The 22,766-nt window shown below is 68.1% G+C and carries 14 protein-coding genes; 1 reads left to right on the top strand and 13 read right to left on the bottom strand.

What is annotated here, in order from left to right:
- The 13 genes from DFQ15_RS11755 to DFQ15_RS11815 form a co-directional block, all read right to left on the bottom strand.
- Positions 1-2,469, bottom strand: a complete 2,469-nt coding sequence (locus DFQ15_RS11755) for a 3-hydroxyacyl-CoA dehydrogenase/enoyl-CoA hydratase family protein (protein WP_110466162.1) — start codon at positions 2,467-2,469, stop codon at positions 1-3.
- A 378-nt stretch (positions 2,470-2,847) separates the two neighbouring features.
- Positions 2,848-3,288, bottom strand: a complete 441-nt coding sequence (locus DFQ15_RS11760) for a DUF2147 domain-containing protein (protein ID WP_110466163.1) — start codon at positions 3,286-3,288, stop codon at positions 2,848-2,850.
- A gap of 29 nt (positions 3,289-3,317) precedes the next feature.
- Entirely contained in the window at positions 3,318-5,126 is a 1,809-nt protein-coding gene (locus DFQ15_RS11765) for an acyl-CoA dehydrogenase C-terminal domain-containing protein (RefSeq protein WP_110466164.1), read from the bottom strand.
- 45 nt (positions 5,127-5,171) lie between these two features.
- Positions 5,172-5,858: a TetR/AcrR family transcriptional regulator gene (locus tag DFQ15_RS11770; RefSeq protein WP_110466165.1), complete on the bottom strand. Its 687-nt coding sequence runs from the start codon at positions 5,856-5,858 to the stop codon at positions 5,172-5,174.
- Between the two features lie 102 nt (positions 5,859-5,960).
- Positions 5,961-6,977, bottom strand: coding sequence for an acyltransferase family protein (locus tag DFQ15_RS11775; protein WP_146228727.1), 1,017 nt, complete (start codon positions 6,975-6,977; stop codon positions 5,961-5,963).
- An 8-nt stretch (positions 6,978-6,985) separates the two neighbouring features.
- Positions 6,986-10,753, bottom strand: a complete 3,768-nt coding sequence (locus DFQ15_RS11780; RefSeq protein ID WP_110466167.1) for a glycosyltransferase — start codon at positions 10,751-10,753, stop codon at positions 6,986-6,988.
- Positions 10,750-11,301 (bottom strand): class I SAM-dependent methyltransferase, encoded by a 552-nt coding sequence (locus DFQ15_RS11785; protein ID WP_110466168.1) that lies wholly within the window; start codon positions 11,299-11,301, stop codon positions 10,750-10,752. The genes DFQ15_RS11780 and DFQ15_RS11785 overlap by 4 nt, the downstream gene beginning before the upstream one ends.
- On the bottom strand, positions 11,298-12,644 hold the full coding sequence (locus DFQ15_RS11790; protein WP_110466169.1) for an ABC transporter ATP-binding protein: 1,347 nt from the start codon (positions 12,642-12,644) through the stop codon (positions 11,298-11,300). Before DFQ15_RS11790 ends, DFQ15_RS11785 begins: the two co-directional genes overlap by 4 nt.
- A complete protein-coding gene (locus tag DFQ15_RS11795; RefSeq protein ID WP_110466170.1) occupies positions 12,634-13,428 on the bottom strand; it encodes an ABC transporter permease in 795 nt (264 codons plus the stop codon). The genes DFQ15_RS11790 and DFQ15_RS11795 overlap by 11 nt, the downstream gene beginning before the upstream one ends.
- Positions 13,429-13,711: 283 nt before the next feature.
- The gene (gene argB / locus DFQ15_RS11800) at positions 13,712-14,602 is read right to left on the bottom strand and encodes an acetylglutamate kinase (protein WP_110466171.1); all 891 of its coding nucleotides are present in this window, start codon (positions 14,600-14,602) and stop codon (positions 13,712-13,714) included.
- 61 nt (positions 14,603-14,663) lie between these two features.
- Entirely contained in the window at positions 14,664-15,767 is a 1,104-nt protein-coding gene (locus DFQ15_RS11805; protein WP_110466172.1) for a glycosyltransferase family 4 protein, read from the bottom strand.
- A gap of 128 nt (positions 15,768-15,895) precedes the next feature.
- A complete protein-coding gene (locus tag DFQ15_RS11810) occupies positions 15,896-17,788 on the bottom strand; it encodes a hypothetical protein (protein ID WP_146228728.1) in 1,893 nt (630 codons plus the stop codon).
- A gap of 45 nt (positions 17,789-17,833) precedes the next feature.
- Positions 17,834-18,556, bottom strand: a complete 723-nt coding sequence (locus DFQ15_RS11815) for a glycosyltransferase family protein (protein WP_233504435.1) — start codon at positions 18,554-18,556, stop codon at positions 17,834-17,836.
- Between the two features lie 172 nt (positions 18,557-18,728).
- Between DFQ15_RS11815 and DFQ15_RS11820 the strand changes: the two genes are divergently transcribed.
- Positions 18,729-22,757 (top strand): methyltransferase domain-containing protein, encoded by a 4,029-nt coding sequence (locus DFQ15_RS11820; RefSeq protein WP_158529060.1) that lies wholly within the window; start codon positions 18,729-18,731, stop codon positions 22,755-22,757.
- Positions 22,758-22,766 lie beyond the last annotated feature (9 nt).

Here is a 22,766-nt window from a genome sequence, read left to right on the forward strand (position 1 = left end):
TCAATTCCGCACCGGCTTACCTGTCGACAGCATCCCCATGATCCGCTCCTGCGTCTTGGGGTGCACGATCAGCGAGCAGAACGCCTTGCGCTCCAGCGCCATCACATACTCCTCGGTCACCAGCGTGCCGACATCCACGTCGCCGCCGCAGACCACGTGCGCGATCAGCCCGGCGATGTGGAAATCGTGCGCGCTGATGAAGCCGCCGTCCCGCATGTTGACCAGCTGGCCCTTGATCGTGGCGACGCCGCTGCGGCCCGCGACCTTGAAGCGGCGCCTCGGCGGCGCGCGCCAGCCGGCCTCGGCCATGGCCTTGGCTTCGGTGAGGGCGACGTACAGCAGCTCGTCCTTGTGCGGCACGACGATGTCGCTCTCCAGCAGGTAGCCGAGCTTGCGCGACTCCAGCGCGCTGGTACCCACCTTGGCCATCGCCGCGGCGGTGAAGCCCTCGGTGAGGAAGGGCAGCAGGTCGCTGCCGGTGCTGGCGGCGGCGTTCTCGGCCGCGCGGCGGGCGATGTAGGCCAGGCCGCCGGCGCCGGGCACCAGGCCCACGCCGACCTCGACCAGGCCGATGTAGCTCTCCATCGCGACGACGCGGCGGGCCGAATGCACCGCCAGCTCGCAGCCGCCGCCCAGCGCCAGACCGCGCACCGCCGACACCACCGGCACGCCGGCGTAGCGGATCTTCAGCATCGTGTTCTGCAGTTCCTGCTCGGCGCCCTCGATCGCGTCGACGCCGGCGACCACGAAGGCCGGCAGCATCGCCTGCAGGTCGGCGCCGACCGAGAACATCTCGTCGGGCGACCAGATCACCAGGGCGTCGTATTCGCGCTCGGCCAGCTCCACCGCGGCGGCCAGGGCCTCGGCCACGTCGGGGCTGATGGCGTGCATCTTGGAATGGATGCTGGCGATCAGCACCCGGCCGCGCGACGGATCGCCTGCGGATTCGCCCAGCGTCCAGACGCGCACGTCACCGTCGTCGCGGAGGGTGGTGCCGGTCTCGGCCACGGTGGGCGCGCCGCTGCCGCGGACGGTCTCGGCAAACAGCTGGCGGGCATGCACCGGCAGGCGGCGCACGGGCACGAAGCGGTTCTCCGCCGCGCTCCACGATCCGTACAGCGTGTGCACGCCGCCGGCCTCGGCCACCGGGCCTTCGAAGACCCACTGCGGCAGCGGCGCGGACGACAGCGCCTCGCCCCGGTCGATGTCGTCCTGCACCATCTTCGCGACGTCCAGCCAGCCGGCCTCCTGCCACAGCTCGAACGGGCCCTGCTGCATGCCGAAGCCCCAGCGCATGGCCAGATCGACGTCGCGCGCGCTCTCGGCGATGGTGGCCAGGTGCACCGCGGCGTAGTGGAAGCCGTCGCGCAGGATCGCCCACAGGAATTTGCCCTGGGCGCCTTCGCTGTCGCGCAGCAAGCGCAGACGCTCGGCGGCGGGCTTCTTCAGCATGCGGCCGTACACCTCGTCGGCCTTGGCGCCGCCGGGCACGTAGTCGCCTTCGGCCAGGTCGAAGCGCAGGATGTCGCGGCCCACCTTCTTGTAGAAACCGGCCTTGGTCTTCTGGCCCAGATTTTTCATCTCCAGCAGCTTGGCCAGGACCGCGGGGGTGCCGTAGCTGCCGTAGAACGGGTCGTACTTCGTGTCCCCTGCGCTCGCGTCGGCGCTCAGGTTGTCCTGCAGCGTCTTGACGACGTGGGCCAGGGTGTCGAGGCCCACCACGTCGGCGGTGCGGAAGGTGCCGCTGCTGGCGCGGCCCAGCTTCTTGCCGGTGAGGTCGTCGACCACGTCGGGCGTCAGGCCGTACTTCTCGGCCTCCTTCAAGGTCGCCAGCATGCCTGCGATGCCGACCCGGTTGGCGATGAAGTTGGGCGTGTCCTGTGCGCGCACCACGCCCTTGCCGAGGGCGCGGGTGACGAAGGTCTCCAGGTCGTCCAGCACCTGCGCATCGGTGGCGGGCGTGGCGATCAATTCCACCAGCGCCATGTAGCGCGGCGGGTTGAAGAAATGGATGCCGCAGAAGCGGTGGCGCAGCGCCTCGGGCACCGCCTCGCTCAGCGTGGTGATCGACAGGCCCGAGGTGTTCGAGGCCAGGATGGCGTGCGGTGCGACGTGCGGCGCGATCTTCTCGTACAGCGCCAGCTTCCAGTCGAGCCGCTCGGCGATCGCCTCGATCACCAGGTCGCAGCCGGCGAGCTGGCCGAGATCGTCCTCGTAGTTGGCCTGGCCGATCAGCACGGCGTCTTCGGGCACGCCCAGCGGCGCGGGCTTCTGCTTCTTCAGGCCTTCGACCGCCCGCGCGACGATGCCGTTCTTGGCCGCGCCCTGGGCGGTGTTGCCGGCCTGGTCCTTGACCGGCAGGTCGAACAGCACCACCGGCACCCCGACGTTGACGAGATGCGCCGCGATCTGCGCGCCCATCACGCCCGCGCCGAGCACGGCGACTTTCTTCACTTGAAATCGTGTCATGTTCTTGTGATCCTTAATTCTTCATAGAGGCACGCTGCCCCCGCGGGGTTTCGCTCCCTCTCCCTCCGGGAGAGGGCGGGGGTGAGAGCGCCCGCTCGGCATGGCGACTGCCACAAGCCAGCGTCGCGCGGCCCTCATCCCAGCCTTCTCCCAGAGGAAGAAGGAGCAAGACCGGAGCCGACCTGCCTGGCTACCTTTTCCATTTGGCAAGAAGCCATACAGGCACCGACCTGACCGACTCCCTCTCCCCGTGGGAGAGGGCGGGGGTGAGGGCGCCCGCTCGGCATGGCGACGGCCATCTGCCAGCGTTGCGCGGCCCTCATCCCAACCTTCTCCCAGAGGGAGAAGGAGCGAATCCAAGGGCATCGGTCGCGTGCATCAAGGCACGCGTTGCCACACCTGCGTGCGCCAGAAAGGCCCCAGGTAGCCGCGCACTTCCATCCGCGCGCCGCCGTCGATCGGGGTGAAGCTGGCCCGGTATTCCTTGCCGTTCTCCGGGTCCAGGATCTGCCCGCCCTCCCACACCGCCTTGTCGGCCGCCTTCTGGCCGCCGCAGATGATGTCCAGGCCGACGATGGGCTTGTCCTTGCGGTCGTCGGTGCATTCGATGCAGCGGGCGGCCGGGTCGGCGTCCTTGCGCAGCACCTGGGCCACGCGGCCGGCGAGCGCGCCGGCCTGCTCGGTGATGACGACCTGCGACTTCGGCTCGCCGGTCTTCTCGTCCACCGTGCGCCAGGTGCCGACCGGGCCGGTCTGCGCCTGGGCCTGCGCCGCACCCGCGAACGCTATCAAAACAATAGCTATATGCCGGTAATTCATGAGGGCCTCCGGTACTTTTTGCTTGAAGTTCAGGCGAACACCGCGTCGGTGTCCATCAGCGGGCGGGCGCCGGCGCGGGCGGTGCGCATCAGCGTGGCGGTCTCGGGGAAGAGCTTGGCGAAGTAGAAGCGCGCGGTCTGCAGCTTGGCCAGGTAGAAGGTGTCGGTGCTGCCCTCGGCGATCTTCTTGAGCGACACCTGCGCCATGCGGGCGAAGAAATAGCCGAAGACCAGGTGGCCCGCGACGCGCAGGTAGTCGACCGCGGCGGCGCCCACCTCGTCGGGGTTTTGCGAGCCCTTGAAGCCGATCTCGGTGGTGAACTTGGTCATCTGGTCGCCCAGGGTGGCGATCGGGTTGATGAACTCGGCCATCTTCTCGTTGACGCCCTCCTCCTCCACCAGCTTGGCGACCAGCTTGCCGAACTTCTTGAGCGACGCGCCGTTGTTGCCGAGGATCTTGCGGCCCAGCAGGTCGAGCGACTGGATGGTGTTGGTGCCCTCGTAGACCATGTTGATCCGCGCGTCGCGCACGAACTGCTCCATGCCCCATTCGTGGATGTAGCCGTGGCCGCCGAAGACCTGCTGGCACTGGGTGGTGGCGTTCCAGGCGTTGTCGGTGATGAAGGCCTTGACGATCGGCGTCAGCAGCGCGACCAGCTCGGCAGAGTCCTTGCGCACCTTCTCGTCGGGATGGTGGATCTCCTTGTCGAGCAGCAGCGCGCAGTAGGTGGCCATGGCGCGGCCGCCTTCGGCATAGGCGCGGGCGGTGAGCAGCATCTTGCGCACGTCGGGATGCACGATGATCGGATCGGCCGGCTGGCTCTTGTCCTTGGTGCCCGAGAGGCTGCGCATCTGGATGCGGTCCTTGGCGTAGGCCACCGCGTTCTGGTAGGCCACCTCGGTCAGGCCGAGCGACTGGTTGCCCACGCCCAGGCGGGCGGCGTTCATCATCACGAACATCGCCGCCAGGCCCTTGTTGGGCTGGCCCACCAGGGAGCCGGTGGCGCCGTCGATCACGATCTGCGCGGTGGCGTTGCCGTGGATGCCCATCTTGTGCTCCAGGCCGCCGCAGTAGATCGGGTTGCGGTCGCCCAGGGAGCCGTCGGCGTTGACGTGGAACTTGGGCACCGCGAACAGGCTGATGCCCTTGCTGCCGGCCGGCGCATCGGGCAGGCGGGCCAGCACCAGGTGCACGATGTTGTCGGTCATGTCGTGCTCGCCGGCGCTGATGAAGATCTTGTTGCCGGTGAGCTTGTAGCTGCCGTCGGCCCGCCCGTCCTCGCAAGGAATGGCCTTGGTGCGCAGCAGGCCCAGGTCGGTGCCGCAGTGCGGCTCGGTCAGGCACATGGTGCCGGTCCATTCGCCGCGGGCGAGCTTGGGCAGGTAGAGCTTCTTCTGCTCCTCGGTGCCGTGCACGTGCAGCGCCTCGTAGGCGCCGTGCGACAGGCCCGGATACATCGTCCAGGCCTGGTTGGCCGAGTTCATCATCTCGTAGAAGCACTGGTTGGCGACGAAGGGCAGGCCCTGGCCGCCGTAGGCCGGATCGCAGGAGAGCGCCGCCCAGCCGCCTTCCACGTACTGCCTGTAGGCCTCCTTGAAACCCCGGGGCGTGGTGACTTCGTGGGTGGCCTTGTCGAGCGTGCAGCCCTCCTCGTCGCCCGGCAGGTTCAGCGGGAAGATCACCTCGGCGGCGAACTTGCCGCCCTCTTCCAGCACCGCGTTCAGTGTGTCGGCATCCACCTCGGCATGCTGCGGCAGCGCCTTGAATTCCTCGGTGACGTCGAGTAGCTCGTGCAGCACGAACTGCATGTCGCGCAGCGGGGGCGAATAGATCGGCATGGGGTCTCCAGGAGGGATGGGATGTGGGGGGGGTGGGAACGAAACTCAGGCCGGCCGCACGGGCGGCGTCCCGTAACGCAGCAGGATGTTGGCGAAGCCGGTCTGCGCCCGCACCAGCGAACGCGGCGAGCGCAGGAAACGCGCCTCGTAGTGCAGCGCCAGGATCAAGCCATGGATCTCGAAGACCATCTGCTCCTCGTCGGCGTCGGCGCGCAGGTGGCCGACCCGCTTGGCCTGCACCAGCGCCCGGTGCAGCGCCCGCAGCCAGGTCTTGACCGAGCTGGCGAGCGCATCGCGCACCGGGCCGGGCCGGTCGTCGAACTCGGCCGCACCGCTGATGTAGATGCAGCCCGAATCGATCTCGGTCGAGGTGCGGCGCATCCAGTGGGCGAACAGCGCCCGCAGCCGCGGCAGGCCGCGCGGCTCCTTCAGCGCGGGGTAGAACACCTCGGCCTCGAAGCGGGCATGGTACTCGCGCACCACCGAGATCTGCAGCTCTTCGCGCGAACCGAAGTGGGCGAAGACGCCAGACTTGCTCATCTGCGTCACCTCGGCCAGCGCGCCGATCGACAGGCCTTCCAGCCCGATCTGCGTGGCCAGCCCCAACGCCGCATCGACGATGGCAGCCTTGGTCTGCTGGCCCTTCTGCGACACGCGGCTGTCCCGCGCTGCGGCGCCCGCGGTCGGAGGGGGTGCTTCGGAGGCGAGGGCGGTGGGAGAGATAGGTACCATGAAATAAAAAGAACGATCGTTCTATTTTGCAGGAAAAGCACCGGGCGGCAAACCCCCGGCGGCAGCGGCCGGCGACGTCGCGCGCGCGACGTTCACGGTCCGCTAGAGCGTGTCGGCGCCCCGGATGCGTCGGCTGAGCCGCTGGCCCCAGCGGATGGCGGGCCGCTCGACCCAGCACCATGACGCCGCCGCCAGCACCAGCGTGACCGGCCCGGCCGCCCCCACCAGCATCCAGGCGCCGTCGACGCCGTGCGCTTTCAACACCAGGATCACGCCGAAGTGCCAGACGTAGATGCCGTAGCCCAGTACCCCGATCCCGCGCGCCAGCGGGTTCGCCACGATCCATTGCGGCGCGATGACCGCTCCTACGAGGAAGGCCGCGACAAAGGGCCAGAGCAGGTACGGCCGCTCCCACTCGAAGAAGCCCGGATCCCCTCCCCAGGCCCAGGCCACCGCCGACGAGCTGGCGAAACCGAGCCCCAACAGTCCGGCCCAGAGCAGCCACCGGCCCATGGCGGCCGGCACCCGCGCGATGCCCACGGCGATCGCCATGCCGATCACGAAAGGCACGACCCGGAACTTCAGTCCGATGCCCTGCCAGGGAATCTGCACCAGCTGCAGGTGGTCGAAGACGAAAAAGCTGCTCGCCGCCAGCGCGGCCAGAGCCGGCAGCGCATGCCTGCCGCTGCAGCGGCAGGCCACGACGAAGAGCGGCAGCACCGCGTAGAACAGAAGCTCCTGCTTCACCGTCCAGAAGTGCATGTCGGCCTCGACCAGCGCCAGGTGGGACAGCACCCGGCTCCAGCCGCCGAAGGCCGGCACCAGCCATGCATAGATGGGCAGCGCCACGCAGAGCAGCGGCCAGATGCGCAGCAGCCGCCGCGCGGCGTAGCCCGCCAGGTCGCGGGCGGTGAAGCGGTAGGCCCGGTCCACGAACGGCCGGAACAGCAGGAAGCCGCTGAGCATGAAGAACAGCCACACACCGGAGCCGCCCCAGGCATGGAAGCCCACGGAATGCGCCCAGAACACCATCGCCGCCGCCCAGCCGCGCACCCCGTCCACCGCGGCCGACCGGGGCGGCGCGCCGTCTACCGGCAAAACGGGATCGGGCGCGGCCACGGCCGCCTTCAGGCGGCCAGCTCGATCGCCGGCCGCAGCGCGGCGATGCGCTGCGCCATCCGCTCCTTCGCGGGCAAATAGGTGCCGGCGAAGATGTCGTTGCGACGCTTGCGGATCTCGACGTTGGCGGGCGTCCGGAAGAGCGAGGTGACCTTGGGCACGTAGGCGAACACGTTGCCGTCGGCATACACGTTCCACATCACCCAGTCCTCGAGCGCGTCCATGTCCACGTCGAAACCGCCGCGCTCCTCGAACAGCCGGCGCTCGAACAACACCGACTGGATCGCCATGTAGTTGCGATCTCGGAGCAGTTCCAGGTGGAACTCCTGTCTCAGCACAGGCGGCACCGTGTAGAGCACTTCCTCGTAGTCGGCCGAGATGCCGTTGGGGAAGTCGGTCTCCACTTCCCAGGCGGGCGAATAGGCCGCGACCGTCTCGGGCTGTCGCAGCAGCGCGTGCGCCAGCACCTCGACATGGTCGGCGAAGACCAGGTCGTCGTCGTCCAGGAACAGGCACCAGCGGCCTCGCGCCGCCGCCAGGCCGGCGTTGCCGGTGGCCGAGCGGCCTTCCTTGGGCGTGGCGACGAAGCGGCAGTCCATGCCGGTGACCGCGGCCACCTCGCGCACCACCGCGCCCAGGCAGTCGCCGCCGTCCTGCACCACGATCAGCTCGACGCGCGGATAGGTCTGGTGGGCGACCGAGAGCATCGCCTGGCGCAGCAGCCGCTCGCGGCCCTGAAAGGTGCGGGTGATGACGCTGACCAGCGGCGGATCGGCCGGCAGCGGATGGCCTTCGACGAAGGCGCCGTCGCGGCGCAGTTCGTAGTCCCAGACCTGGAACGGAAAGACGGCCTTGCTCGACCGGCGTGCCGCCAGCGCCAGCGGCGCCTTGACCACCAGCTTGGCGAAGTTGCGCAGCAGCGCCTTGCGCGAGCCGGGAAACGCCTGCGGCAGCGCCAGCAGGCCGAGCGCCATCAGCGGGACGACGGTGACGTCTGCGGGCTTGCCGTACTTGAGCCGCAAATACAGGTTGGCGAAGGTGCTGCCCAGGTACTGCACCGGCTTGACCTGGCCGGCGTTCTCGTAGGCGTAGTGGGTGACCACCGCCGTCGGGCAGTAGCGCAGCACCCAGCCGGCGCGGCGCAGGCGGTAGGACATTTCCACGTCCTCGCCGTACATGAAGATGTTGTCGTCGTAGCCGCCGATCGACTGGAACGCCGAGCGGCGCAGCAGCACGCAGGCGTGGCTGTTCCAGTTGGTGGCGCCGGTGACCGGGTCGTAGAACTTCGGGTGTTCGTACGGCTTCTGGCGCAGCTCCCACGAGGCACCGCGCTCGTCGTGCAAGGCGATCGCGACGATGCGCTTGAGCGCGTCGGGCTCGAACTCGAGGTCGATGTTCGACACCAGCCCGAAGGGCGAGCGCCCGGCGCCCAGGCCCGCGTTGTGGCCCGCGCCGAAGCCGTTGTTGGGGCACTGCAGCAGTTGCGCGTCGAGCCCCTCGGCCACCAGGCCGCGCACCGCCGCCTGCAGTTGCACGACGGTCTGGTCGGTCGACTGGTTGTCGACGAAACGCAGGTGCAGACGCTCGCGCGGATAGTCCAGCAGCCGCAGGCTGGCCATGAAGCCGTCGATCCACTTGCCGTTGTTGTGGGTCACCACGCTGATGTCGATGTCGGGCCAGGCGGTCGGTTGCGGCGGGCAGAGTACGTCGGCGGCCAGCGCCGGCCCCGCCGTGTAGGCGTTGCGGCGCTCGACCAGTTGCGCGACCGCGTCGAGCCGCACGCTGGTCGTGCCGACAAGACCCGAGGCCGCGATGACACGGGCCCGCAGCCGGGTGAGGAAGCCGCGCATCGGATGCGGCAACCGGCGCATCGCGCGCGACAGAACCGAGCGGGTGAGGCGCTTCGCCTCGCCGTACTCGCCCCGCGCGAGCAGGCCGAAGAAGCGGATCGGCCGGGTGATCTTCCACGAGCGGCTGGAGACGAGCGCGCGGATGTCGTCGACCGCCTCCTGGTGGCGAAGGGTCAGTTCCTGAACCTGCTGTTCCAACGCGGCGCTCTGGGCCTCCACCGCGTGGATCCGTTCACGCACCGCAGCGTTTTCCTCGCGCAGCGCAGCGTTGTCGTCACGCAGGATACGCTCGCGTCGTCCGGCGTCGGCCAGCTGCTCGCGCATCTCGCTGCGCTCGTGGTTCAGCGTCCAGACGCGCGCATTCGCCTCTATCAACGCGTCGTCGAGCACGGCGTTCTGATCCTGCACCACCTCCAGTCGCCGGTGCCGCGACTCGGATTGCGTCAACAGCGCATCTGCATGCTGGCGCAGCGCGTCCGCATGGGCGTGCAGGGCCTCGGTCTGCTGACGCAGCCAGGCCGCATGCTCCTGCGCGGTCTGCAGTTGCTCCTGCACCCGCAGCAACTGGGCGCGTTCTTCCGCCAGGGTGTGCTCGATGCGCGAAAGGCGCGCCAGCTCCAGCTGCATCACCAGCAAGGTGTTGGCCTGTCCGACGGAATGCTGCCGGTACTCGATCAGCACAGCGGGCACGCGGACCGGTTTCCAGCCCTGGGCCAGCATCCGCACGAAGAGGTTGTGGTCTTCCGGCCCGCCCGAATCCTGGTAGCCGCCGACCGCGTCGAACGCCTCCTTTCGGTACATCGACGAGCCGTGCATGAAGTTGTGCGTCGACAAATGGGCCAGCGCCTCGGGCGTCGGCTCCGGAAAGCGCCAGACATAAACCGGCCAGCGCTCCAGCTTGCTGCTGCCGATCCGCTCGGCGCCCACCTTGGCCGCCAGCTCGGCCGCCCGGTGGCCGAACAGCAGCATGTCGGTGTAGGCGACGGCGGCATCGGGCCGGCGGTCGAGCGCCGTGCGGCACTGTTCGACATAGTCGCAGCGCATCCGGTTGTCGGCGCCGAGGAAGGCGATGTAGTCGCCGGTGCAGAGGCCCACCGCCTTGTTGAAATTGGCGACGATGCCCAAGTTACGCTCGTTGAGCACCACCTTCGCGACATCGCGGTAACGCCGCGCGATCTCCTGCGATCCGTCGGTCGAGGCGTCGTCGATCAGGATGATCTCGTCGGGCGCCAGGGTCTGGCGCAGGACCGAATCCATCGCCTGCGGCAGAAAGGCGCCGTAGTTATGGTTGGCGACCACCACGCTCACCCGCTTGCGGGCGAAGCGGCTGCTCTCCAGCGCCGTCACCCGGTTGAGCTGGTAGCGGTCGGTGTCGTTGCCGGCGATGCACGAGAGCGCACCGGCGAAATGCGATCGCACCAGCGCCACCGCTTCGGCGTCGTGGTTGCCGTGCGGATAGGCGAACCAGTCGAAGTGCGGCGCCGGAAAGCGTGCCTTCAGGGCATCGGGCACGGCGATCTCGGCGCGCAGCGCATCCTGTGCCAGATCGGCCAGGCGGCAGTGGCTGGCGGTGTGCCACTGCACCCGGCCGCCGTGCTGCGCCATGGCGTCGAGCTGCTCCAGAGTGCAGAAGCGGGCCGGCGGCTCGACCGAATCGAAGGCGTTGTCGCCGCCGATGTAGTCGCCGGTCACGAACAACTCGAACGGGTATCCCCACTTCTTCAGCAGCGGAAAAGCGAACTGGTAGACGTTCTCGTAGACGCCGTCGAACGTGATCGCCACGTGGCGGGGGTTGCGGCTGTCGTAGGCGTCCAGGTGGACGACGTCGTAGCCCGCCAGGTCGGCCAGCTGACGGTCGAAGGCGTCGGCGGTCACCCACCACTGGGTGGGCGCCGTGGCTGCGACCTTGTGGTACAAAAGGATCATTTCAGGTACACCTCGAGCCGGTGCATGTAGTCCCGGTACGGGTAGAGGCTCAGGTCTGCCAGTGCGTAGGGGAAACGGGGCGGCTGCCAGCTGTCGATGTGGCAGGACACCAGGACGCCGCCCGGCCGCAGGATGCCGTCGATCGCCTGCAGCACCACCGACGACGCCGCGCCGATGTACTGCGGGTACAGGACGCCGGTGATCACCACCAGGTCGAATTCGCCCTCCACCACCTGCGGCAGATCGAACACCGAGCCGGCGCGGAAACTGAAGCGCGCGGCCTCGGCGGCCGACAGCGTCGCCTTGCGCTTGTCGGCCCAGCCGACGGCAGCCGGCGATACATCGACACCGACGACCGCGGCGCCCGGCAGGTCGAAAGTCAGGAAACCGTCGCCGCAGCCGATGTCGAGCACGCGGCCGAAAGCGCGCTCGGGCAGGATGCCCAGGATTTCCGACTTGCGACGCATGTCCTGCGGATTGTTCTCGTAGCCCCACGGATCGGGCTTGTCGTAATGGCGGTCGATGTCCGCCAGCGGTTGCAGGCTCATGGCAGTGAGGGGGAAGATTGCAGTTCGACCGCGATAGGGGGCGTGACCAGCGCCCAGCGCTGCACGCCCGGCTCGGGCGCGCTGACGAAGGAGGCCGCGAGGTCGATGTAGTCGACATACTCGGTGTTCAGCACCGGCGTGTAGTCGACCAAAAACACCTGGATGCCGAAACGCCCCGGCCGCAGCCGGTTCTCGAGCGAGAAGCGCACGGTGTAAGGCTCGCCCAGGGTGCAGCCCTTGAGGTCGAGCCGCTCGTTGTGGGAATTGGTGCCGACGATCAGCTGGCCCGCCGCGTCGATCAGGTACAGCGCGATCGTCGGGTTCTCCAGCGGCGCGGTCAGGCGGAAGCTCACCTCGATCGCCAAGGCGCCGCCGAATTCGACCGAGGGCTCCTCGCCGTGGGTGCCGTTGACCGCCACCGCGAGCACCTCGCCCTGGGCGCGGCTGCCGTTGCGGTGGGGCGCGACCCGTACCGCGAAGGCGGCATGCAGCGCGGCGTCGAGGGCCGCATCCGGCGCCCGCCGCGGCGCTTCCAGCACCGGGCCGTCGGCGGCCGGCCCGGCCATGCCGGCCTCGGACTCGCGCACGTCGGCCAGGTAGCGCATGCAGGCGTCCTTGGCATCGCCGTAGAAGACCGCCTCGCCCTTCTTCAGGTAGAGCGCGCGGCTGCAGAGTCGCTGCACCTGTTCGATGTCGTGGGTGACGAAGAGCACGGTGCAGCCACCGGCAGCCAGTTCCTTCAGCTTGCGCAGGCACTTGAACTGGAACGCGAAATCGCCCACCGACAGGGCCTCGTCCACGATCAGGATCTCGGGGTCGACGTGGATCGCGGCGGCGAACGCGAGGCGGGCGAACATGCCGCTGGAATACGTCTTGACCGGCTGGTCGACGAAATTGCCGATGTCGGCGAACGCGGTGATGCTGTCGAAGCGCTCGTCGATCTGCTGGCGGGTCAGGCCCAGCACGGTGCAGTTCATGTAGACGTTTTCACGGCCGGTGTAGTCGGGGTTGAAGCCCGAGCCCAGCTCCAGCAGGGCCGAGATTCGGCCGAAGGTCTCCACCGTGCCGGTGGTCGGCGACAGCGTTCCGCAGATCATCTGCAGCAGGGTCGACTTGCCCGCGCCGTTGCGGCCGATGATGCCGACCGTCTCGCCGCGGCGGATGTCGAACGCCACGCCCTTCAGCGCCCAGAACGAGCGGTAATAGCTGCGCTCGGCCAGGCCCAGCAGGCGCCGCAGCCGAGGCACCACGAACTGGCGCAGGCGCAGTGTCGGCGCGTCGTAGATCGAATAGCACTTGCCCAGGTCCTGGGCGCGGATAGCGGGAGCGGCCTCAAAGGACATCGGCGAATCCCTTGCGCGTCTTCTGGAACCAGAAGAATCCGGCCCACGCCACCAGCACGGCGCCGAGCGTGTAGCCGGCCAGGCCCGGCCAGTTCGGCAGATGCCCCCAGATCAGCACCTCGCGGGCCTGCTCGATGATGAAGGTGAGCGGATTGAGCAGCATCCACTTCTGGACGCTGGCCGGCAGGGACGCCACCGGATAGAACACCGGAGAGAGGAACAGCAACACGGTGGTCAGCAGGGCCGTGGTCTGGCCGATGTCGCGCAGGAATACGCCGAGCGACGCCAATATCCAGCCGATACCCAGGCAGACGATCACCAGCGGCAGCAGCACCAGGGGCAGGAAGCACACCGTCCAGTGCACGAAGCCGTTGAAGATCGCGAAGGCGATCAGCAGCACCAGCAGGCTCACCGCGCTGTGGAAGATCGCGCCGCCGAGCGTCACCACCGGCAGGGTCTCCAGCGGAAACACCACCTTCTTCACATAGTTGACGTTGTTCACGATCAGCAGCGGCGCGCGGTTGACCAGTTCCGCGAAGAGGCCGTGCACGATCATGCCGCTGAACAGCAGCGTGGCGAAAAGCGTCTTGCTCTGCTCCACGTCGCCGGTGCCCCAGCGCGTCTTGAACACCACCGAGAACACGAAGGTGTAGACGCTCAGCATCAGCACCGGATTGAGGAAGGACCACAAGAGGCCCATGGCCGAGCCCTTGTAGCGCCCGACGATCTCCCGCCACGTCATCCGTGCGATCAGCTCACGGTGCCGCCAGAGCGAGCCCGCCATGTCGCCGAGGCCGGCCGGAGAGGGGGAGTTGGGATTCAAAACACCCCTTCGGTCATGGAAAAATCAGAAATCATGTTGTCGGCCCGCACGGGGCGGCGAAGGTATGGACAGTGCGGGCTCCACGGAATCCGCCGGGTCTGCTACCCGGTGCCCCATGCAATGCCACACCCTGTATTTTGCGCCCGGCGCACGCCGTCGGGTCGGCTAGGCGGGGTAGCTTACCGGCTTTTCGGCCGGGGTCCCGACGCTTCCGCGGGCATCGGCGCCTGCCGACGCCAGACGGTCAATCCGACCGGATCATCGTGCCGAAAGCCTGGTCGGTGAGGATCTCGAGCAGCATCGCGTGCGGCACCCGGCCGTCGATGATGTGGACCGAATTGACGCCGCTCCTGGCCGCATCCAGCGCGCCTTCTATCTTGGGCAGCATGCCGCCGGAAATGGTGCCGTCGGCGAACAGCGCGTCGATCTCGCGAGCGCTCAGGTCGGTCAGCAGCTCGCCCGCCTTGTCGAGCACGCCCGGCGTGTTGGTGAGCAGCACCAGCTTCTCGGCCTTCAGCACCGTGGCCAGCTTGCCCGCCACCACGTCGGCGTTGATGTTGTAGCTCTCGTTCTGGTCGCCGAAACCCAGGGGGCTGATCACCGGGATGAACTGGTCGTCCTGCAGCGCCTTCACCACCGACGGGTCGATGCTGACGATGTCGCCCACATGGCCGACATCGTGGAAGACCGTCGGATCGTCCCGGTCGGGCAATTGCAGTTTTCGCGCCCGGATCAGGCCGCCGTCGCGGCCGGTGAGGCCGACCGCCTTGCCGCCCGCCTGGTTGATCAGGCCGACGATGTCCTGCTGCACTTCGCCGGCCAGCACCCACTCGACCACTTCCATCGTTTCGCTGTCGGTGACCCGCATGCCCTGCACGAAGGTGCCGGCCTTGCCGAGCCGTTTCAGCGCCGCCTCGATCTGCGGGCCGCCGCCATGCACCACCACCGGGTTGATGCCCACCAGCTTCAGAAGCACGACGTCCTCCGCGAAATCGGCCTGCAGCTCCGGATCGGTCATGGCGTTGCCGCCGTACTTGATGACCATCGTCTTGCCGTGGAACTGGCGAATGTAGGGCAGTGCCTGGGCCAGGATCTCCGCCTTGTCACGCGGTGAGATGGAAGCGATGTCGGTCATGGTGCTGGTGGAATAAGACAGAAAGAATTGTGCAGCATGCGGCCCGCAGGGCCGTGACGCCTCAGCGCCTCAGCCAGCGCGGCACCTTGAAGCGCACGATCATCATGTAGGCCGCGACATAGGTCAGCGCGAACAGCGCGCAGAAGGCCATCAGGATCCAGCTGGTACGCCAGAAGATCGTCGCAGGCACCACCGTCAGCAACGTGAACGCCCAGAGATAGGGAGCCGTCCGGTTGTTGCGCATCAGGATGCGGCGCGATTCGTCGTCGTGGAACACCCGGTGTACCACGCGACGGTAGATCAGCTGGTGGAAATGCAGCGCGTCCGCCACGCTGGGCGACATGCCGCGGGTGAGCTTGCGGTAGATCGAGAACACCGTTTCCCATACCGGGTAGATCAGCAGCAGCATCGGGAACCAGGGGGATATTTCGATATGCCGCTTCACCAGCAGCAGGCTGACCACCGCGATGCAGACACCCCACAGGTAGGCGCCGCCGTCGCCGGCGAAAATCATCCCGCGCGGGAAGTTCCACAACAGAAAGCCGGCGGTGGCGCCGGCCATGCAGAGCAGCAGTCCGGCCATCTGCCGGTCGCCCACCTGCAGCGCCACATAGGTCAGGGCCAGGCACACCACCAGCGCCACCATGCCTGCCAGCCCGTTGTAGCCGTCGATGATGTTGAAGGCATGCGGCAAGCCGGCGATCGCTACCACCGCCAGGCCTACGCCCAGCCAGGGCATGCCCACCAGGGCGGCATCGAGCATCGGCACGCCGAGCCGGTCGACCGAGACGCCCAGCCACCACACCGCCAGAATGGCCGAACTGCTGGTGAGCAGCAGCCGAAAGACGACGCCCAGCCGCTGCGTCAGGTCTTCCACGACACCGCCGATGAGCGCGGGCACCACCACCGCGGCCCACAGCGCAACGGTCGCGGGCGTGATGTCGAAGAACCCCTTGTTCTCGAATTGGAACGCGATGCCGGCGGCGGCCATGCCGCAGGCGGTGCCGGTGAAGATCGCGATGCCGCCCAGGCGCGGAACATCGCCCACGTGGAAGCGCTGCGGCATCGCGTCGCCGTAGCGGCGTGCATGGCCGCGCGCGCGGCGAATGAGCCAGATGGCGGCGACAGCCGCGAAGAATGCGCTCAGGCAGAACAGAAAAACCATGGGCAGGCACGAGAAAGGAACGGGATCGGACGGATGCCGGCGCGATCCGCGCATTCTCCGGTATTTGCAGCGGCCGATTCACCGGGCGGACACGAACCAAGGCCGTTGCCACCGCCCTGCGCGCGGCATCAACGCATCAGGCCTTGCACCGCCTCGCGCAGCTGTGCGGCGCCGTTGTGGGGATTGCCGGCATCGAAGGACATGATGTTGTGCACTCCTTGCCTCCAGGGGCCGGAGCCGTCGGACTCGGCGAAGAACGACAGGAAGCGCGCGCCGTGGGCCGCGTGCCGCTGCAGCACCGCGCCCAGTGCATCCGCATCCATCGGCCGCAGTGGATGGAATTCGGTCACGCCGTAGGCCGTGCGGCCGGTGGAGTCGAACCAGTCGAAGAACGAGCGTCCGTAGCTCGCTTCGCCGTATAGGCTGACGCCCAGGCCCAGGGCCGGCGGAACGTCCAGGTCCTGCTCGACCGCGAACTTGCTCGTATCCCATCCCGGGTTGACGAAGGGCAGGATCTGGTGCGAGTAGATCCGGTCGGCAGGAATGCATGAACCTGCGACCACGGACCGGAAATGCGCCAGGTAGTCGCGCACCTGCTGCGCACGGAAGGCATTCCATTGCACGGCGAGGGGATTGAAGTAGTACGACGACAGCTCCGCCGGTCCGTCCAGGTAGGAAAGCAGGCCCGGCGGCGGTTCGGCGGCGGCGGGCAAGGGCGCCATCGGCAGGGGTCGGGGCGTGGCCTGCGTCCGGTCCATCACAGCGATCAGGCGGTCGCCCAGCGGGGCCAGGCCTCCGACCGGCAGTTCCACGTAGATATCCAGCCGGTGGAGCCCTGAAGGCAGCGCGGCGTAGTCGAGGTCGAAGTTCCAGCCGATATCGGCCGTGCGGAACTCGGGATGGGCCGCCGCCACGTCCTGGCGTCCGAAGCGCGCGGCCACCCTGCCCGCCAGGGTGCCGTTGAGGTAGATCCGCACCCAGGCCGGCTGTATGGCGGTCGCGCCGCGCAGGTAGACCCATCCCGCGACCGGCAGCGTGCCGGCGGCGTAGGCATCGACATGCTCCTCGTAGCGGCCGAGCGGCGTGGTGCGGATGTTTTTCGACGGCGGCACCACCGCATCGAACCCGGCATAGTCCACTCCCACGGCCCGGTTGAACCCCGCGACGCTGCCGAACCGCTGTTCCAGGAACCTGCGGAAGCCGCGGACGCTGGCCGCGCTGTAGTCGGTGATCGCATAGGGACCCGAGAACCCCATCCCGTCCTCGAAGCGGGGAAACATGTGGTGGAGTTCGCCCAGCAACGTCACGCCGCGCACCCGGTTCCTGGCGGCAGGGTCCAGGCTGCAGATGCCGCCGAGCAGGGCGCCGACGACCTGCTCGCGCATCCGGGTGATGCCGTTGTCGGACCGCACGAAGGACCACGGATAGACATCGGTCTCGTAGTAGCGGTCCGGCTTGAGCGGGCCGTCTGCCGTCTGCAGCAGGTTGTCCGGGTCTTGCGCCAGCGCCGCCTCGGCGGGCGCCCCGCTGCCGAAATGGGTCGAGAACAGGTAGAGGACGACCGGCCGGTCGCTGTCGCGCACCGACCGCACCGCCCGCGCGACCGCGTCGTGGTCGATCTTCCATCCGTCGCCTTCACGCCGCAAGAATTTCAGCAGGGGCAGATTCAGGGTGTAACCCATCTCGAGGCGCCCGTCCCGGCTGATCCGGCGGTCGCCCAGCGCCTGCAAGGTGCTTTCGATCACCGGCGCGGCGGAGCCCTGGGCGCCCCGGCACCGGGCTGCGACCGCGGGCGCACGAGCGGCTTCGTCGGGCCGGTGTGCGAACAGGCACGCGTCCAGGCCCATCATCGGCGCGAGCAGCAACGGCCCCTGGCCGGCGACCGGCGTGCCACGGCCCACGAGGACCAGCAGGCCCGTCAGGAGCAGCACCAGACAGGTCATCGCCGTGGAAAAGGAGGCGGCATGCGCCCGGGAGGAAAGCGCAGGCGTCACAGAGGCGGCGATGGGAGGCGATGACATGGCGGGATCAGACGGAAGACAGAAAGCGGAAAAACCGACGCACGCTCAGTCGCGCGCGGGCCGCGGCGGACGCGACCGCAGGTAGCGCCACAGGACCGGCGTGGTCCAGAGCCGCCACAGGCCTTGCAGATGCCAGAAGAAATGCCGCGGTCGGCGGTGACTGGCGCGCTGGGCTTCGTGTTCGGCCTCGGCATCCACCCTGCACAGGCGGTAGCCGGCCAGCTGTACCCGCAGGCAGAAGTCGACATCCTCGCAGTACATGAAATAGCGCTCGTCGAAACCGCCCACCGCGCGGTAGACCGCCGACGGCGCGGCCCACAACGCGGCACTCACCCATTCGACAGACCGGTCGCGCTGACCGAACACCCGCCGGCGCACCAGCGCCCAGGGCGTCACCGCCTCGCGTTCGCTGTCCTGTACCTGGCCATCCGGGTTCCGCAAACGCGGGTAGGCGCAGCCCACACCCGGCTGGCGCGAGGCAACGGACAGGCGCTGCCACAGCGCCGCGTCGTGGAACCGGAGATCGGGGTTGAGAACGCAGAACACATCGGCCCGCGCCCGCTCGAACGCCCGGTTGTGGTTGGTGCCGAAGCCCGCGGGGGTGGGGTTGACCACCTCGACCAGTTCGAAGGGCCACTCGTGCGCACCGAGTGCCGCACCCACCGGCGGCAGGTTGTGCGTCACGATCACCTGCCGCACCACGCCGCCGCCGCTGTGTGCCAACTGCCGAAGCAGGCCGGGCAGCCAGGCATCGTGGCCATGGCTCACGACCGACACCGAAAGCCGTCCCTGCACAGGGATGGTCGCGTGCGATTGGTTGGGGTTCAAACTTCGTCCGGTCACGTGGCAAAACGGCCATTATCCGGGGTGGCGATTCGCGGCACGCGGCCTGCCTCGCCCCGCCCGGCTCCGGTCCCGGATCGCCCGGCATAATCGCCGGATGACTCAAAAGATAGGAGATCTGCACGTTTATCTCCGAGAAATCAAAGACGGTGAACGCACGTCTCTCTCCGTTCTGGCCGACCTGATCCCGCACGGTGCCACGGTGCTCGATCTGGGCACCGGCAGTGGCGCCCTGGGCCAGTACCTGGGCGAGACACGGGGATGCACCGTCGACGGCGTGACGTTCAACGAAGACGAGGCGGCCTGTGCCAGACCGTTCTACCGCACGCTCCACGTCGCCGATCTCGATACCTGCACGCTCGAGGAAATCTTCGCGCGCAGCAGCTACGACGCGATCGTGTGCGCCGACGTTCTGGAACACCTGCGGCTGCCGAGCCGCATCCTCGATGCCGCGCGGCATTTGCTGTTGCCCGACGGGCAGGTATTGATCTCGATTCCCAACGCGGCCTATTGCGGCCTGGTGGGCGAATTGATACTGGGTGAATTCCGTTATCGCAACGAAGGCTTGCTCGACGGCACCCATCTGCGGTTCTTCACTCGGCGGTCCCTCGCGCGCTTCTTGCATGAAGCAGGCTGGACACTGCACGGCATCGACGAGATCCGGCGGGAACTCGTCTCCTCCGAATTTCAGCTGGCTTTCGACCGCCTGCCGCCAACGGTATCGCGCTACCTTCTGAGCCGGCCCGACGCCCTGACCTACCAGTTCATCGCCCAGGCGCGGCCCGGCGCTTCGGCAGATGCCGTCCTGCCCCCCGGGCCCGAGGATGGCCGCGCGACCTTCACCGCAGAGTTGTATCTGGGTCGGGACGGCGGCTACCGCGAGGACGCGAAGCTGTTGGCGGTCGGCACCATCGGCCAGGGCCGGCAGCGGTTGCGCTTCGATCTGCCCCGCGGACAGGGCTGGACGCAACTGCGGCTCGATCCGGCCGACCGGCCCGGTTTCCTGCATCTGCACACACTCACGCTCTACGGAGAGCAGGGCAATCTGCTCTGGCGCTGGCACGGCACGCCCGAGGGCCTGACGGCGCTGCTGGGATCGTCCCGCCAGCAGATGGTGATGGCGTCGAGTGCATTCCTGCCGGATGGAGCGATGGTGCTGCTGCACGGCGACGATCCGTGGATCGAATTGCCGATCTCGGCGGCGATCGTGTCGGCCGCCACCGTACTCGAGGTGGAGCTGGGCTGGCCGATGTCGGCGGACTACATCGCACTGTCGGGATGCGTGCAGCAGGCCGAAGACGCCCGCAACCGGACGGCGGCGCAGCTGGCCGAGTTCGAAACCGCGCTGCAGCGGGAGCGCGGCGAACTGAACGGCGCCCTGGTCCGCGAACGCGGCGAGCATGCCGAGCAGCTCCGGCTGACGGAACAGCTCGCGCAGGACCATCGTCACCAGTCGGAACAGTTGGCGAGCGCCCATGCCGAACAGCTCGCGCGGGAGCGCGCGCGGCTGTCCGAGCAGCTGGCACTCGAACGGCAGCGGCTTACTGCGCTGGTGGAAGAAGAACGCGCGAAGTTGCATCAAGAGCAGATCAAGCACGAACAGATCGCCCGGATACTGGAGACGGTGCGCGAGCAGCGCTATTCGCTTAGCGAGCAAAACCGCTTGTTGCAGGAACAGCGCCGCGGCCTCAGCACCGAACTGCACCTGCTGCGCTCCGACCACCGCCGGCTGGAGACCGAATTCACCCAGCTCGCGAACCATCTGCGCTGGATCGAGGAATCGACCGTGTTCCGCGCGACGCGGCCGCTGGTGCACGCCAAGATGCGGATCGACCAGCTCTTCGCTCCGCCGGCACCGGCGCTGGCCGAGTCGATCGGGCCAGCCGTGCCGCCCGCGACGACCCGCCCGCTGGCCGTGCAAACCACCGTCGACGTCATCGTCCCGGTCTACCGCGGCCTGGAAGACACCCGTCGCTGCATCGAATCGGTGCTGCTGAATGCCTGCGAATCCCCGTTCCGGCTGATCGTGATCAACGACGCGAGTCCCGAACCGGCGGTGACGGCCTGGCTGCGCCAGGTCGCAGACAGCGACCCCCGTCTGATGCTGCTGGAGAACGACGAGAACCTCGGCTTCGTCGGTACCGTCAACCGCGGCATGGCGCTGAGCAAGACGCACGACGTGCTGCTGCTCAACAGTGATGCCGAGGTGGCCAACGACTGGCTCGACCGCATCTACCGCACCGCCTATTCGGACGAGCGCGTCGCCACGGTCACGCCGTTCTCCAACAACGCCACCATCTGCAGCTACCCTCGCTTCTGCGAAGACAACGAACTGCCGACCGGCTACGACACCGCCCGCCTGGACAGGCTCTTCGCCGCCGCCAATGCGGGCCAGGTGGTGGACGTGCCCACCGGCATCGGCTTTTGCATGTACATCCGCCGGGCCTGCCTGGACGAGGTGGGCCTGTTCGACGTCGAATCGTTCGGTAAGGGCTACGGAGAAGAAAACGACTTCTGCCTGCGCGCGGCCGCCGCCGGCTGGCGCAACCTGCATGCGCTCGACACCTTCGTGATGCATGCCGGCGGCGTGAGCTTCGGTGCCGGCAAGAGCCCGCGCGAACAGGCCGCCATGGAGACGCTGCGCCGGCTCCACCCCCACTACGAGCCCGAGGTGCACCGCTTCATCGGCCGCGATCCGGCCCGGATGGCCCGGCTCGCGGTGGACCTGGCCCGCGTGCGCGATGCCGGCTTGCCGGTGGTGCTGGCGATCATGCACGACCGCCACGGCGGCACGCTGCGCCATGTGGGCGAGCTGGCCGAGCACATGCGCGGCAGCGCCAGCTTCTTCATGCTGACCCCCACGCCCGGCGGCGTCACGCTGCGGCTGGTGGGCGCGGGCGAGGCCTTCGTGCTGATGTTCCGCCTGCCCGAGGAATTCGAGGGACTGTTGACGGCCCTGCGCAGCATCGGTGTGCAGCACCTGCACTACCACCACATGCTGGGCCACGGGCAGCATATCGTGGAGCTGCCGCAGCACCTCGGCCTGCCCTACGATTTCACCGCACACGATTTCTACACCGTATGCCCGCAGATCTCGCTGAGCGACAAGCGCAACGCCTACTGCGGCGAACTGGGCGTGGACCAGTGCCACGCTTGCCTGGAAAGCATCCCGGCGCCCGGCAATATCGACATCGAAACCTGGCGCGCCCGGTTCTCTCCGCTGCTGTCCAAGGCCCGGCACGTGCTGGTGCCGAGCCGCGACGCCGGCAGGCGATTGGCCCGCTACGTGCCCCAGGCCGACATCCACCTGGCCCCCCACACCGACATCGTCGGCCACGGCGAAACGCCCGTTCCGACGCTGCAACCGCTCGGTCCCCACGCGCGCCTGAAGATCGCGGTGCTCGGCGCCCTGAGCCCGATCAAGGGGGCCGACGTGCTGGAAGACGTGGCGACCGAGGCGCTCAAGCGCAACAGCCCGCTCGAATTCCACTTGTTCGGCTACGGCTACCGCAGCCTGCGCACCCGCCCGAAGAGCGCGCTGACGGTGCACGGCAAGTACGAAGAAGACGAGTTGCAGGGTTTGCTGGACTGGCTCCAGCCCGATCTGGTCTGGTTCCCCGCCCAATGGCCGGAGACCTACAGCTACACCTTGAGCGCGTGCCTGGAGGCGGGCCTGCCGGTCGTGGCGCCCGACCTGGGCGCCTTCGCCGAACGGCTCAGTGGACGGCCCTGGAGCTGGATCCGCCCCTGGGCCACCACGCCCACCGAGTGGGTCGCGTTCTTCGAGCGCATCCGCGAACAGAACTTCACCACCGGCCAGTCCCCCTCTCCGCAATGGTTCGCCCTCATGGAGACGGGCGCCGACGCCTTGATCCAGGACTGGAACTACGCCCGCGACTACCTCGCGGGCGTCGGTGCGGCGCCGGCGGCGCCGAACCTCACCCCGGCTTTCCTCGCAGCCTACCAGCCCGACCGCGAAGGTCTGCCTGGCCATGCCAACCGTGTGGCCCGCCAGCGCACGCTGGACATGCTGGTGCAGTTGCGTCGCATGCCGGTGTTGCGGGGCCTGGCGCGCGCGGTGCCGTTGCGCTGGCAGACACGGGTGAAAAGCTGGCTGCGGACATGAAGTACGCCG

Origin of the sequence: Xylophilus ampelinus (genome assembly GCF_003217575.1) — a bacterium.
GTDB lineage: Bacteria > Pseudomonadota > Gammaproteobacteria > Burkholderiales > Burkholderiaceae_C > Xylophilus > Xylophilus ampelinus.